At 58.4% G+C, this 14343-nt stretch carries 16 protein-coding genes; 5 read left to right on the top strand and 11 right to left on the bottom strand.

Annotation, left to right across the window (positions count from 1 at the left end; translation table 11 throughout):
• Positions 1-10 precede the first annotated feature (10 nt).
• Genes ACRZ9X_RS04710 through ACRZ9X_RS04695 form a run of 4 tightly spaced genes read left to right on the top strand, consistent with a single transcriptional unit; the run spans position 11 to position 3479 of the window.
• Positions 11-1207 carry a formate dehydrogenase subunit gamma gene (locus tag ACRZ9X_RS04710; RefSeq protein WP_480516301.1) on the top strand — a complete coding sequence of 399 codons (1197 nt, stop codon included), beginning with the start codon at positions 11-13 and terminating at the stop codon, positions 1205-1207.
• Entirely contained in the window at positions 1208-2467 is a 1260-nt protein-coding gene (locus tag ACRZ9X_RS04705; protein WP_480516299.1) for a c-type cytochrome, read from the top strand.
• A 13-nt stretch (positions 2468-2480) separates the two neighbouring features.
• Positions 2481-2606 (top strand): hypothetical protein, encoded by a 126-nt coding sequence (locus tag ACRZ9X_RS04700; RefSeq protein ID WP_480516297.1) that lies wholly within the window; start codon positions 2481-2483, stop codon positions 2604-2606.
• The gene (locus tag ACRZ9X_RS04695; protein ID WP_480516295.1) at positions 2607-3479 is read left to right on the top strand and encodes a substrate-binding domain-containing protein; all 873 of its coding nucleotides are present in this window, start codon (positions 2607-2609) and stop codon (positions 3477-3479) included.
• A 65-nt stretch (positions 3480-3544) separates the two neighbouring features.
• Here the strand turns inward: ACRZ9X_RS04695 and ACRZ9X_RS04690 are convergent, their stop codons facing one another.
• The 10 genes from ACRZ9X_RS04690 to ACRZ9X_RS04645 form a co-directional block, all read right to left on the bottom strand.
• Entirely contained in the window at positions 3545-4360 is an 816-nt protein-coding gene (locus ACRZ9X_RS04690; RefSeq protein ID WP_480516293.1) for an ABC transporter substrate-binding protein, read from the bottom strand.
• Positions 4361-4380: 20 nt separating this feature from the next.
• Positions 4381-5115 (bottom strand): ATP-binding cassette domain-containing protein, encoded by a 735-nt coding sequence (locus tag ACRZ9X_RS04685; RefSeq protein WP_480516291.1) that lies wholly within the window; start codon positions 5113-5115, stop codon positions 4381-4383.
• A complete protein-coding gene (locus ACRZ9X_RS04680) occupies positions 5108-5821 on the bottom strand; it encodes an ABC transporter permease (RefSeq protein WP_480516289.1) in 714 nt (237 codons plus the stop codon). The genes ACRZ9X_RS04685 and ACRZ9X_RS04680 overlap by 8 nt, the downstream gene beginning before the upstream one ends.
• Positions 5822-5972: 151 nt before the next feature.
• The gene (locus tag ACRZ9X_RS04675) at positions 5973-6962 is read right to left on the bottom strand and encodes an ABC transporter substrate-binding protein (protein WP_480516287.1); all 990 of its coding nucleotides are present in this window, start codon (positions 6960-6962) and stop codon (positions 5973-5975) included.
• A gap of 54 nt (positions 6963-7016) precedes the next feature.
• Positions 7017-7862, bottom strand: a complete 846-nt coding sequence (locus ACRZ9X_RS04670; protein WP_480516285.1) for an ABC transporter permease — start codon at positions 7860-7862, stop codon at positions 7017-7019.
• Positions 7859-8776, bottom strand: a complete 918-nt coding sequence (locus ACRZ9X_RS04665; RefSeq protein ID WP_480516283.1) for an ABC transporter permease — start codon at positions 8774-8776, stop codon at positions 7859-7861. The genes ACRZ9X_RS04670 and ACRZ9X_RS04665 overlap by 4 nt, the downstream gene beginning before the upstream one ends.
• Positions 8773-9204 (bottom strand): N-acetyltransferase family protein, encoded by a 432-nt coding sequence (locus tag ACRZ9X_RS04660; RefSeq protein ID WP_480516281.1) that lies wholly within the window; start codon positions 9202-9204, stop codon positions 8773-8775. The genes ACRZ9X_RS04665 and ACRZ9X_RS04660 overlap by 4 nt, the downstream gene beginning before the upstream one ends.
• Positions 9204-10004 carry an ABC transporter ATP-binding protein gene (locus tag ACRZ9X_RS04655; protein WP_480516279.1) on the bottom strand — a complete coding sequence of 267 codons (801 nt, stop codon included), beginning with the start codon at positions 10002-10004 and terminating at the stop codon, positions 9204-9206. The genes ACRZ9X_RS04660 and ACRZ9X_RS04655 overlap by 1 nt, the downstream gene beginning before the upstream one ends.
• A gap of 461 nt (positions 10005-10465) precedes the next feature.
• Positions 10466-11920 (bottom strand): dihydropyrimidinase, encoded by a 1455-nt coding sequence (gene hydA / locus ACRZ9X_RS04650; RefSeq protein ID WP_480516277.1) that lies wholly within the window; start codon positions 11918-11920, stop codon positions 10466-10468.
• 91 nt (positions 11921-12011) lie between these two features.
• Positions 12012-13262, bottom strand: a complete 1251-nt coding sequence (locus ACRZ9X_RS04645; RefSeq protein ID WP_480516275.1) for a Zn-dependent hydrolase — start codon at positions 13260-13262, stop codon at positions 12012-12014.
• Between the two features lie 169 nt (positions 13263-13431).
• Here ACRZ9X_RS04645 and ACRZ9X_RS04640 point away from each other — a divergent pair, with 169 nt between their 5' ends.
• Positions 13432-14040, top strand: a complete 609-nt coding sequence (locus ACRZ9X_RS04640) for a TetR family transcriptional regulator C-terminal domain-containing protein (protein WP_480516273.1) — start codon at positions 13432-13434, stop codon at positions 14038-14040.
• Positions 14041-14161: 121 nt separating this feature from the next.
• Here ACRZ9X_RS04640 and ACRZ9X_RS04635 read toward each other — a convergent pair whose 3' ends face one another.
• Positions 14162-14323, bottom strand: a complete 162-nt coding sequence (locus ACRZ9X_RS04635; protein ID WP_480516271.1) for a hypothetical protein — start codon at positions 14321-14323, stop codon at positions 14162-14164.
• Positions 14324-14343: the final 20 nt, after the last annotated feature.

Here is a 14343-nt window from a genome sequence, read left to right as displayed (position 1 = left end):
ACAAGAACCCATGCGCCTGATCCATTTTCTGCTCGTCTCACTTTTCCTGACCGGAGCTGCATGGGCGCAGGACGCCTCGGAACAGCCTGCGCCGGATCGCTCGGCAACGGGCGGGGCCACGACGCTTGAAGATATCCTGGCCCGGCAACGCGGCGAGAAGGTGGACAATGCCTATCGCTCGGAAAATACAGGCCAAGGTAATGTCGAAGGTTTGCTGGGACAGTTTGGGACAAATGGCATCGCGTCAGACAGTGATGTCTATCGCGCGCTGCGCTATGGGTCGGCGGATGTCACCGTGTCGTCTCAGGGTCCCGCAGCCAGCGTTCTGATCCAGGATGGCGGCATGTGGTGGTGGGCCTTCCGCACCGGACCGTTGCGCGAATACGGCACCTACATCATTGCAGGCATGGCCGCAGTGATCCTGCTGTTCTTCCTGATCCGTGGAAAAATCCGCATCGACGGAGAGAAAACAGGCCGCACTGTCACCCGCTTCAACAGCTTCGAACGCTTCGGTCACTGGCTTTTCGCCGGATCGTTTCTGGTTCTTGGCCTGACGGGCCTGCTGACCCTCTATGGTCGCGATTTCCTGATCCCGGTCTTCGGAAAAGAAGGGTTTGCCGCCATCGCGCAGGGCTGCAAATGGCTGCACAACAATTTGGCCTGGGCCTTTATGCTGGGCCTGATCATCGTGACGGTGAACTGGATTGCCCATAACATTCCCAACCGGACCGACCTGAAATGGCTGGCTGCAGGTGGCGGCCTGTTCACCAAGAACAGCCATCCGCCCGCCAAAAAGTTCAACGCCGGTCAAAAGGTGATCTTCTGGGCCTGCATCGTTCTGGGCGTGTCGATCAGCCTATCGGGCCTGTCGCTTCTGTTCCCGTTCGAGATGCCGCTATTTGCCAAAAGCTTCCAGATCGCCAATTCAACCGGGCTGCCTCAGATGATGGGTCTGACCCTGCCGGTACAGATGTCACCGCAGGAAGAGATGCAATACGCGCAGGTTTGGCACGTGATGATTGCCTATGTCTTCATTGCCATCATCATCGCTCATATTTACCTCGGCTCGATCGGGATGGAGGGCGCGTTTGACGCCATGGGCACCGGCGAGGTGGAAGAGCAATGGGCGCGCGAACACCACTCGCTGTGGCTGGAAGAGGTCCAGGAAAAAGAGGCCGGCAAGGCGGCGGCCTCGCCCGCTGAATAGATGCGCAGGTTGGTTCTGGCGCTGGCGTTGGTGCCGCTGCCCGCGCTCGCTGAGTTCTATACGCTCAAAGGTCATGGCGGCCCGATCATGGGGATCGCCACGGCCCCCGACGGGAGGATTGCCACGGCAAGCTTCGACAACTCGGTTGGCATCTGGTCGGATCAAATGCCGGAATGGCTGGAGGGTCACGAGGCTGCTGTAAACGCAGTCGCCTTCAGCGGCACGGCGATCTATTCCGCAGGCGACGATTTCACCCTGCGCCGCTGGCCAGGCGGCGAGGTTGTGGGTCAGCACAAAGGCAAGATCGTTGGTATCGCGGGTTCAAAAACCCATGTGGCCACTGCCAGCTGGGATGGCACGATTGGCTTGTGGCCTGTGGACGGCTCGCAACCTCAGATATTGAGTACAGGCAGCGGTGTGAACGCGGTTGTGTTCTCACCCGATGGGTCACAGCTCTACTCGGCCGGGGTGGATGGGGCCCTCCGACGATGGGATGTGACCACCGGGCAGGAAACCCAGCGGTTGGTCGAACATGGGTTCGGCATCAATGAACTGGTCCTTAACGCACAAGACAACTGGCTCGCCTACGGCGCCGTAGACGGCGTCACCCGGATTCGCGATCTGAACACCGGGGAAGAACGTGATTTCACCCTCGACCGCCGCCCCATACTGGCCCTGGCCCTCAGCCCCGACCGCCGTCTGTTGGCCGTCGGTGATGGCGAAGGCTATATCATGGTCATCGACACCACGGACTGGCGCATCGCCCAGGATTTCCGCGCCACCCTGCGCGGGCCGGTTTGGGCACTGGCCTTTTCCTCTGACGGTGAAAACATTCATGCGGGCGGAATTGACGAGGCGATGTATAGCTGGCCCATTGCCAACCTGCGCGAACAGGAACGGATGGCCGCATCCGAACCAAGCTTTCTGAAAAATCCCGATCAGATGAGCAACGGAGAACGCCAATTCGCCCGCAAATGCTCCATCTGCCACAGCCTGACACCGGATGGCCAACGCCGCGCCGGACCGACGTTGCACGGTATCTTCGGACGCAAAGCCGGAACACTGCCGGGATATTTCTACTCGGAAACCCTGCAAGACTCTGATATCATTTGGAATGACGAAACGATAAATGCCCTTTTCGACGAAGGGCCCGACCACTACATTCCGGGATCAAAGATGCCCATGCAACGGATCACGCAGGCCAACGACCGAGACGACCTGATCGCCTTTCTGCGCCGCGCCACGGCACCAGAAAACTGAGCTGGAGGACCCTATGAAAGCCTTTGCCGCCGCCGTTGTCGTCATGGTCGTAATCACCGTGGCCGCGCCGAATGTTCTGGACCAGATCGGATTCAGCGCGGCCGATACCGGGTCCGGCGCAGCTGTGCGCCTCGACTGAATGCCAGAATACCTGACAACCAGAGAGCTGGCCGATCTCTTGCGTATCGGCGAGCGCAAAGCCTATGATCTGGCCTCATCCGGTGAAATACCCTGCGTCCGGGCCATGGGCAAACTGCTGTTTCCCCGAACCGAGATCATCGCCTGGCTCAACGCATCACGGTCCGGTCCCCAGGTTGCCCAGCCCCCCCTGCCCCCGATTGTCGCCGGATCCCATGACCCGCTGCTCGACTGGGCGCTACGTGAAAGCGGCTCGGAACTGGCAACTTATTACGATGGCTCCTTTGACGGGTTGACCCGGTTAAGCCAACGCACCGCCCAAGCCGCCGCGTTGCACATCCACGAAGATGGCGGGTTCAATACGGAAACCTTGCAAAGCACTTTGGGCGAAGCGCCGGTCGTCCTGGTGGAAATCGCACAACGCCAACGCGGCCTGCTGCATGCGCCCGGCGTCGAACTTTTGACCTCTTTTGCCGATCTCAAAGGTCGCCGCGTTGCCCTGCGTCAGGACAACGCCGCCAGTCAGCGGCTGTTTGATGCCCAGCTCCGGTCCCATGGTCTGTCGCGAGACGATCTGACCACACTGCCCACCTGCGCCCGAACAGAAGAAGAATTGGCGATCGCTTTGCATGATCGCAAGGCTGAAGTAGGCTTCGGTCTGGGCGCACTGGCCAACCTTTACGACCTTGGTTTCACACCAACCCATACCGAACGGCTCGACCTCGCCATCTGGCGACGCGCCTATTTCGATACACCGCTGCAAAAACTACTCACATTCCTCCAGTCCCCGCGCTTCGCCACCCGCGCACAGGAATTGGGTGGATATGAATTGTCAGGACTGGGAACAATCCACCGAAACGGGGCCAGCGGCTGACCCGCGGTCCTGCCCCTTCATCTTTTCCAAAATACTCTCGCCGAAGGCATTGGCCGCAGGCCAATTCAGCGCGCGTTGGGAAAGAACACCTGCTGCCCGTCCAGAGCGAAAGACGCAATCGCCGCCTGCCCATCCGGCCCCACCAGCCAGTCTATGAACCTCTGCCCCGCAGCGGCCCGCACCGCCGGGTGTTTCTCCGGGTTCACCAATATGACCCCATACTGGTTGAACAGGCGTGGATCCCCTTCAACCATCACCTCCAGATCTCCTCTGTTGCCAAAGGATTGCCAGGTTGCGCGATCGGTCAGCACATAGGCATTCATGCCACTGGCCACGTTCAGCGTCGCACCCATCCCCGAGCCGGTCTCGCGGTACCATCCGCCCGACGCACCGGTCGGATCAAGGTCGGCAGCGGCCCAATGCCCCATCTCGGCTTTGTGCGTACCGCTGTCATCGCCACGAGATGCAAATGGCGCTTCGACCGCAGAAACGGCGCTGAGCGCCGCCACGATATCCGTGCCACCCTTCACTCCGGCGGGGTCGGACTTCGGTCCCACCAGAACAAAATCGTTATACATCACGTCGAGCCGCTCTACGCCCCACCCCTCGGCAACGAATTTCTCTTCAGCGGGTTTGGCGTGCACCAGCAGGACATCCCCATCCCCGTTGATCGCATTGCGAATAGCCTGACCGGTGCCGACAGCTACAACCCGAACGTCAATCCCGGTTTCTGCTTCAAAGCCCGGCAAAATATAGTCCAGCAAACCTGAATTCTGTGTCGAGGTCGTGGACTGCACAATGATGAAAGGGGCTTCGGCCTGTAACGCCGTTGCGGAAAAGCCCAAGCTTATCAAGGCCGCCCGAACAAGGTTCCGGATCATTCCATTCTCCGTCGTTTTGGTTAGGTCACCAGCCCGCCAGCAAGATAGCGGCGCGAGGCATCACTTTCAGGCGCATCCAGCACCTGTTTGGCGGCTCCATGTTCGACCACATGGCCACCCTGCATCATGATGATATCCGCAGCCAACCGCCGCGCCTGCCCGATGTCATGGGTGACCATCACGATACGCACGCCCCGGTTCGAGGCCCTAAGGATCATCCGCTCGATCACCTGCGTGGCGCTGGGATCCAAGGCGCTGGTTGGCTCGTCCAGAAACAAGGTCTCGGGATCCAAAGCCAAAGCACGCAATATGGCAAGACGCTGCGCTTCCCCTCCTGATAGCGAGCGCGCGGACTGCCGTGCTTTGCCCTCAAGCCCGCCTTCGGCCAGCAATGCCTCGATGCGGGTTCTACGGGCACTTCGCGTCACCCCCTGACGTTTAAGGACAAAGTCCAGATTGGCCGAAACCGACCGACGCAGCAAAACAGGCTGCTGAAACACCATCGCCTGCCGGGCCTTGTGCTTTTCGTTCAGGGCATGTCCATCCTGCTCGATGCTTCCATGATCGGGCGCAATCAACCCGTGCAAACACCGCAACAGCAGACTTTTTCCCGCACCATTGGGCCCGAGGATCAAGGTCGGCCCCGGGCCATCCAACTCCAGGTGCGGCACATTCAGCAGGGCTTTGCCCTTGCGCGAGATGTGCAGGCCTTTCACCCTCAGACACCCGGCCATGTCACAAACCAGATCACGCATGGCGCAACCCCTCTTGTTCGGCCCGCAGGCTGACAGCACTGACCATGGCGTTCACGGCCACGGCGATTCCGATGAGGATCGCTCCTAGCGCCAGAGCCAGCGCCAAATTGCCCTTCGAGGTTTCCAGCGCGATCGTCGTCGTCATAACCCGCGTCACATGATTGATGTTGCCACCGACGATAATCACCGCCCCGACCTCGGCAATGGCGCGACCGAACCCGGCCAGCAAAGCCGTAACCAACGCCAATCGGGCGTCCCACAACAAAACCGGCACCGACGCCAGACGGGACACCCCCAGCGACCGCAGCTGCTCGGAATATTCCTCGGCCAGCATCTCGATCACCTGTCGGGTCAACGCCGCGACGATGGGCGTGACCAGCACCACCTGAGCGATGATCATCGCCGTCGGCGTGTAAAGCAATTCCAACACACCCAGAGGACCAGACCGCGACAGCATCAGATACACAAGCAAACCGACCACGACCGGAGGAAAGCCCATCAGCGCGTTCATCAGGATGATCAGCATCCGCCGTCCCGGGAACCGGGCCACGGCGAGCGCTGCCCCTACAGGCATTCCGATCAGCGCCGAAATCATCACCGCAAAAACAGAAACTTTCAGGGACAGAAACACAATCGCCCAAAGCTCTGCATCCCCGTCAAGGATCAGAGCCAGGGCCGAACTGAATTCTGATGCAAAACCCTGCATTTTCTTCCATGTTTTTGCAAGTTCGTACAAATTGCATGTATTTACAAGAGAATACTAAGCCATCTGAGCCGCAAGTACAGACACAATTCCGACACCCCGAACAAGAAACGCGGCCCCACTGGGACCGCGTTCCGAAGCGTTGAAGTCTGGATCAGTTCAAGGCCGCATCGGTAATCTTGTGTGTCCAAGCACCCTCGGGCGTTTTGGTGATGACCGGGTCAGACCCGCCAGCCAGCAGCGTGCTGACGGTACGGTCAAAATCCGCGGGATCAAGCGAGCCGTTCGACCCTGCGGTGAGCTTGGCAATTTCCCCCATCATGCGCTGTTGATGCTCTTCGGTCTGGGCGCCCGTTGCGTCGTTTTCCAGCACGATATCAGCCGCTTCATCAGGATTTTCTTCGGCGTATTTCCAACCCTTCATCGAGGCGCGGACAAAACGTTCCATCTTGTCGACAAAAGCCGCGTCGTTCAGGTTTTCTTCCAGCACGTACAGACCGTCTTCCAGCGTGGCAACGCCCTGATCTTCGTATTTGAAGGTCACCAGCTCGTCCGGGTTCACGCCTGCATCAATGACCTGCCAGTATTCATTGTAGGTCATGGTGCTGATACAATCGGCCTGCCGCTGCAGCAGTGGATCAACGTTAAAACCCTGCTTCAACACTTCGACACCACTTTCACTTTTGCCGTCGGTGCTGATCCCCAACTGGCTCATCCAGCTCATGAACGGGAACTCATTGCCAAAAAACCAAACCCCCAGCGTTCGGTTCTTGAGGTCGTCGGGCGAGGCAATCCCTGCGTCTTTCCAACAGGTCAGCATCATGCCCGAGCTTTTGAATGGCTGCGCGATATTCACCAAAGGCAAACCTTTTTCACGAGCAGCCAACGCGGCAGGCATCCATTCGACGGTGACATCCGCTCCGCCGCCCGCAATGACCTGTGTCGGTGCAATATCCGGCCCGCCAGGCAAAATGGTGACATCCAGCCCTTCTTCTTCGTAGAACCCTTTGTCGGCGGCCACATAATAGCCAGCGAACTGTGCCTGCGTTACCCATTTCAATTGCAATGTCACTTCATCCGCCGACCAGGCCGCCGTGGCTGTCAGGCCCAAGGCGGCAACCGCCCCGCTGAGTAGCTTATTCATCTTCATCTTCTCCTAGTTGTTGTTGCCCCTTTTTCGGGGTCTGTTGAAGTTTTGTTATCCTCGTTGTGACGGGTGCCAGAAAGTCACTCCCTTTTCGATCATGGCGACAAGTCCGTAGAATGCTGTACCAGCCAGCGCGGCGACCACGATCTCGGACCAGACCATGTCCAGCGCCAACTGGCCGACGCTGGTTGATATCCGAAAACCCATTCCCAAGGTCGGCGAACCGAAGAATTCGGCCACGATAGCGCCGATTAACGCCAGAGTGGTCGAAATTTTCAACCCGTTGAAAATGAACGGCATCGCCGCAGGCAGGCGCAGTTTCACGAAGCTCTGCCAATAGGTTGCCGCATAAGTCTCCATCAGATCGCGCTGCATGGCAGAAGCTTCGCGCAGCCCGGCGACGGTGTTCACCAGCATCGGAAAGAACACCATCACAACGACAACCGCCGCTTTCGAGTGCCAGTCGAAACCGAACCACATCACCAGAACCGGAGCCGTTCCCACAATCGGCAACGCGGCTACGAAATTCCCAACGGGCAGAAGGCCCAGACGCAGGAATTCCCACCGGTCAACCGCAATCGCCATCAGGAAGGCCGCACCGCAGCCGATCAGATACCCGCTCAGCGCGCCTTTGATGATGGTTTGCACGAAATCTGCCCAAAGGATCGGCAGGCTGTCGCCAAAGCGGACGGCAATCACCGATGGTGCCGGCAGAATGATCAGAGGTACCTCAAGCCCGCGCACCACAAGCTCCCAGATGCCGATAACCGTCAGGCCGAAAATCAGCGGTGCCAGGAACCGAACCATCTGACTGTCAGCCTGCGGACCGCTCGCCAGACGACTGTTCAGCCACCAGCCAAACAGCCACAGAAGAATTGCACCCAGGACAAGGATCATGGCGCTATTCCCATTCGTTTCAGAACCGTGCGCTCCAGCAAGCCCAGCAACCCGACCAAACAAGCTGCCAATATAGCCGCCCCAAACAAGGCCGACCAGATTTGCACCGTCTGCCCGTAGTAGCTGCCCGCCAGAAGCCGCGCACCCAGCCCGGCCACCGCGCCGGTGGGCAATTCGCCGACGATGGCCCCGACCAACGAGGCTGCGATGCCGATCTTGAGCGAGGCAAACAGGTAAGGCATCGACGCGGGCAGGCGCAGTTTCCAAAAACTCTGCGATTTGCTGGCGCTATAGGTCCGCAGCAGGTCCAACTGCATCGCATCCGGGCTGCGCAACCCTTTGACCATGCCCACGACGACCGGGAAAAAGCTGAGATAGGCCGAAATAGTCGCCTTTGGGATCAGCCCCTGTACCCCGATCGAATAGAGCACCACGATGATCATCGGGGCCAGCGCAATGATCGGAATGGTCTGGCTGACAATGGCCCACGGCATCACCGACAGGTCCATCACCTTGCTGTGCACGATCCCGACAGCCAGCAGAATGCCCAGTCCCGTACCAATCGCAAAGCCCAGCAACGTCGCGCTGAGTGTGATCCACCCGTGATAGACCAGTGACCGCTTGGACGTGATCTTCTTGTTGACGGTGGAGTCCCATAACTCCAGCACCACATCATGAGGCGCAGGCAAACGCGGGCGGTTTTGCTCCCAGGTGTCCGGGATCGCGAAAGCATTGTCCCAGACAAGCACAATGTCATTTTCCTGCAACCGCTCTTTTGCGGTTGGAGGATCCACTTCTTCACCCGCGCGCTCGGCCGCGTTCAGCGCGCTGTCGATGTTCATCGGAATGCAGGCAATATACCACGCGACCACAATCGCTGCGATCACCACCATGACTGCCACAAACTGCTTCATGCCCGCCACTCCATCCGAATGACCGGAACCGTGTCGGGCGGGGTCGGAGGTTCAGTCCCCGTTTCGACAAACCCCTCGCGCCGGTAAAACCGCTGCGCGCCCCGGTTCGGCACATGGGTTGTCAGCCATAAATAATCGCGCCCGTCCTTGGCCTGGTCTAACAGCCGTTTTCCAATCCCCTCACCTGTGCGCAGGCAATAGAGCGCGCCCACTTTGCACTCGACCGGATCGACGGACATATAACAATCCACCGGATCACCCGAGACCCAAATCTCGCGCTGCGGGAATGCTTCGCGTATCAGATCGGCCAGTTTCTCTTGCGGCAATTCTTCGGGCATCCAGTCCGTTTCTTCGAGCCACGTCCTCACCACCCGCGCGCAGGCCGCCACATCCTCGGGAACGGCGCGTCTGATCCCGCCCCCCGCCATCAGACCTCATCCCCATGCCCGGCCCGCAGCCCTTCGCGCACGCGATGCGCCACCTCGATGAATTCCGGCGTGTCCCTGATATCCAGAGGCCGCTCTTTCGGCAAAGGGCTGTCGATCACATCCGTGATCCGCCCGGGCCTGGGGCTCATGACAACGATCTTGGTGCTCAGATACACCGCTTCGGGGATCGAGTGTGTCACAAACCCGATGGTCTTTTCCGTGCGCGCCCACAGGTCCAGAAGCTGTTCATTCAGATGGTCGCGAACGATCTCATCCAATGCCCCAAACGGCTCGTCCATCAGAAGGATATCCGCATCGAAAGCCAAGGCACGAGCGATGCTGGCTCGCTGTTGCATCCCGCCGGACAGTTGCCACGGAAATTTGCCACCAAATCCAGCAAGATCAACGAGTTTTAGAACACTCTTTACCCGCTCTTCCTGCTCAGAAGCCGAATAACCCATAATCTCCAATGGCAATTTGATGTTCTTGGAAATCGTCCGCCACGGATACAGACCCGCCGCCTGAAACACATACCCATAGGCCCGCTTGCGCCGCGCCTCGTCCGGGGTCATGCCGTTGACGGACAAAGCCCCCCCGGTCGGATGCTCAAGCGCCGCGATACAGCGCAGGAACGTGGTTTTGCCGCAGCCCGACGGGCCGATAAAACTGACGAAATCGCCCTTGTTGATGGTCAGGTTCACATCTTTGAGCGCGTGAACCGGGCCATCGTTTGTTTGGAAGGTGAGGTCAAGGTTATCCGCTTCTACTACTGCGGAGGTATCGTGTGTATTTGAAGGCATGATCACTCAGGATTAGGCAGGGCGACCCCAGCCGCAATCATAGCAGCGGGGACACCGAATATAAGTAAGAAGGCGTTCTGAAAGGGCTGACTTGCCAGAGCAAAAGCCCAAAACAGCACACTTACCGCCCCCCAAGAAAACACGGCTACGGCAGCTGACGCGACTATTGTGGGCCCGCGACGGCCGATTGGAAGATTGTTGGAGACACGGCGCACAATCACAAAAACGACACAGCCCGGAAATAGCGCGCAAAGCAGTATCGGACCCCAGATTGGCCACCCCAGCATCAAAGTTAGCAGCAACATCGACAATAGAGAGGGAAACACATTCGCAATACCAATTTCTGTCAGAGCGAACAATGTACCGAGCACCCAAAACGCAATCAGAGCGATCGCCGTGGCAAGAACGGCGAACGTGATAAACTGTATCGGAGATGGATATTCCGCGCCTCGAGTCAATGCCTACACCCCCGTCGCCGGAATCCCCGTCCGCTCAACTGGCCTCGGAGCCGTCAGTTCCTTCCATGTACTCAGCGCCCTGTTCACATGGGTATTCGCCTCCCGAGCCACGAACTTACCGTGTCCTTCCTGTGTTTGGATTTCACCATCATGCACCACTATCGCGCCACGTGTCAGTGTGAACCGAGGCAACCCGCGCACCTCCTTGCCTTCGAACACGTTGTAATCGATCGACGACTGCTGAGTCTCCGCGCGGATCACCTTGGCCTTGTCCGGATCCCAAACCACCAGATCTGCGTCAGCGCCCACCAGAACCGCCCCCTTTTTCGGATAACAATTCAATATCTTGGCGATATTTGTTGAAGTGACGGCCACGAACTCGTTCGGCGTCAAACGTCCGGTGTTCACCCCATGGGTCCAGAGCATCGGCATCCGGTCCTCCAGCCCTCCGGTCCCGTTGGGGATCTTGGTGAAATCGCCCACGCCATAGCGCTTCTGCTCGGTCGTAAACGCGCAATGATCCGTAGCCACTACGCTCAGCGTCCCCGATTGCAAACCGTTCCACAGACTGTCCTGATGCTGCTTGTTCCGGAACGGAGGGCTCATGACCCGCCGCGCCGCGTGCTCCCAATCGTGGTGGAAATACTCGCTCTCATCCAATGTCAGGTGCTGGATCAGAGGTTCCCCCCACACCCGCTTGCCCTGCATCTTGGCCCGGCGAATGGCCTCATGCGCCTCTTCACAGGACGTGTGAACCACATAAAGCGGCACACCAGCCATGTCGGCAATCATGATCGCCCGGTTGGTCGCCTCACCCTCAACCTGCGGCGGGCGGGAATAGGCATGCGCCTCGGGGCCCGTATTCCCTTCGGCCAGCAGTTTTGCACTCAACTCAGCCACCACATCCCCATTCTCGGCATGCACCATGGCAGTGCCACCCAGCTCAGCCAGCCGCTTGAACGACGCAAACAGTTCGTCGTCATTCACCATCAGCGCGCCCTTATACGCCATGAAGTGCTTGAATGTGTTGATGCCGCGCGTCTCGATCACCGTCTTGATGTCATCAAATACCTGCTCACCCCACCAGGTCACCGCCATGTGGAAGGAATAGTCACAATTCGCCCGCGTCGATTTGTTATCCCAGCGCTTGAGCGCGTCCAGCAGACTTTCCCCCGGATTGGGCAGCGCGAAATCCACGACCATCGTGGTTCCACCCGCCAAGGCCGCGCGCGTCCCGCTTTCAAAATCGTCGCTGGAGTAGGTCCCCATGAACGGCATCTCCAGATGCGTATGCGGATCAACCCCACCTGGCATCACATAACAGCCGGTCGCATCCAGTTCCTTGTCACCTCGCAGGTCCGGGCCAATCTCGGTAATCACCCCAGCCTCAACCTTCACATCCGCCTTATAGGTCAGATCAGCCGTCACAACGGTTCCGTTCTTGATCACAGTGCTCATCTTAAACTCCCTGATGCGGTCTGCGCCGCTTGCTTCATCTGGCTAAAAATATCCCGGGGGAGTCGCCCTCGGGCGACGGGGGCAGAGCCCCCTATTCCACGATCCCAGCCGTCTCAACAACCGCGTGAAACAGAACATCAGCCCCGGCAGCAGCCCACGCCTTGCTGATCTCCTCAGCCTCATTGTGGCTCAACCCATCCACGCAAGGGCACATGACCATCGCCGTCGGCGCGACCCGGTTGATCCAGCAGGCATCATGCCCGGCACCCGAGATGATATTCCTATGCGAATACCCCAACCGTTCGGCCGCATCGCGTACTGCGGCCACGCAGCCCTCATCAAACTTCACCGGGTCAAAGCCGCCGACCTTCTCGAACTCGATCTGCAAACCCATCTCATCGACAATATCCTTCGCGGCGACCCGCAACCGGTTCTCCATATCGGCGATCACCTCCAAGTCGGGCGAGCGGAAATCGACTGTAAACACCACCTTCCCCGGGATCACGTTGCGCGAGTTCGGATAGACATCAATATGCCCGGCAGCCCCCACCGCATGGGGTGCATGCGACCACGCAATCTCATCCACTTTCTCAAGAATACGCGCCATCGCCAGTCCGGCATTCTTACGCATCGGCATCGGAGTAGATCCGGTATGCGCGTCCTTTCCAGTCACGGTGATCTGGGTCCAACTCAACCCCTGACCATGCGTGACAACGCCAATATCCTTACCCTCCGCCTCCAGAATTGGCCCTTGTTCAATGTGTAATTCAAAGAAAGCATGCATCTTGCGCGCACCGACCTGTTCATCACCACGCCAGCCAATACGGTTCAGCTCGTCTCCGAACGTCTTGCCCTCGGCATCCTCGCGCGCGTAAGCCCAGTCCTGAGTGTGCATTCCGGCAAACACGCCTGACGACAACATCGCCGGGGCATACCGCGTCCCCTCCTCGTTGGTCCAATTGGTGGCCACAATCGGATGCTTGGTCTTGATGCCCAGATCATTCAGCGTTCGAATAATCTCCAACCCGCCAAGAACCCCCAGCACACCGTCATACTTGCCACCCGTAGGCTGCGTATCCAGATGCGACCCTACATAAACCGGCAGGGCATCCGGGTCCGTTCCCGCGCGATGAGCAAACATATTGCCCATCTGATCCAACCCCATACTGCAGCCCGCATCCTCACACCATTTCTGGAACAATGCCCGTCCTTCGGCATCCTCATCCGTCAAAGTCTGACGATTATTCCCCCCCGCAACGCCGGGTCCAATCTTGGCCATCTCCATCAGGCTGTCCCACAACCTGTCGCCATTGATCCTGAGGTTTTGCGCCGGAGCTGCCATCTTGTTCTTCCCTGTGCTCGCGAGTTGGCTCGCTTTTGATGTCTTGATTTGACCATCTGGTCAAACTCACGCTATCACGGGTTCGAGATCAGTCAAGAAATTGCATAGCAAAGCCGGATTTTTCGGCATAAGCGCAGCCCGCCTGTCAAAAATGAGACGCCGTGTAAACATGCCCAAAGATCGCGCCCCAACCCGCATCCAAAAAAAGAACCGCGCGGCAATCCTGGATGCGGCCTTGAACGTGTTCTCGGCTCATGGATTTCGGGGCGCAACGGTCGATCAGATCGCAGCCGAGGCCGGCCTGAGCAAACCGAATCTGCTTTACTATTTTCCCTCCAAGGACGCGATTCATACGGCTTTGCTGTCGGGCCTGCTGGAAACCTGGCTAGCGCCCTTGCGCGCCTTGGATGCGCGGGGCGATCCGCTGGAAGAAATCCTGGCCTACATCCGGCGCAAACTTGAGATGAGCCGCGATCTCCCGCGCGAAAGCCGCCTGTTTGCAAATGAACTGGTACAGGGTGCCCCGCGGATTTACGACTCTCTGTCGGTTGATCTCAAGGCGCTGGTCGACGAAAAAACCACAATATTGACCAATTGGATGGATGACGGAAAGATTACCCGCGTACATCCCTATCACTTGATATTTTCCATCTGGGCCCTGACCCAACACTATGCGGATTTTGACGTTCAGGTGCGAGCAGTGTTGGACAAAGAAGACCCTTTTGAAGGGGCCGGGCCATTCATCGACACGCTCTACCGCAAACTTCTAACGCCTTAGGGAAACGTTAACCGTGATTGACCAAGGTTGAGAGATGCTACCTCATCGCGCCAATCCTGAACCGTGGATCACACAGCTCTTCTCGTCTCAATCCGCCAAGCGCGGAGCAGTCGTACGCCGCTCAATCACATGGGTCGAGCGAGAAGTAGGCCATGACCGTTTCAAGTACGAAGTCAGACGGCGCGGCTTTCATCTGATCCGCACCGCAAACCAATACATCATTATTTGCCACGGCGGCCCGATCGACATCCTGTTCTGAGAAAATTCGACGAATTTTCTCCATCAAGATTTTTCGCAGAAAAA

The sequence above is a fragment of the Ruegeria sp. AL1 genome (genome assembly GCF_056540905.1).
The sequence above is the reverse complement of the archived record's forward strand: the minus strand, read 5'-3'. Positions and strand labels throughout refer to the sequence as shown.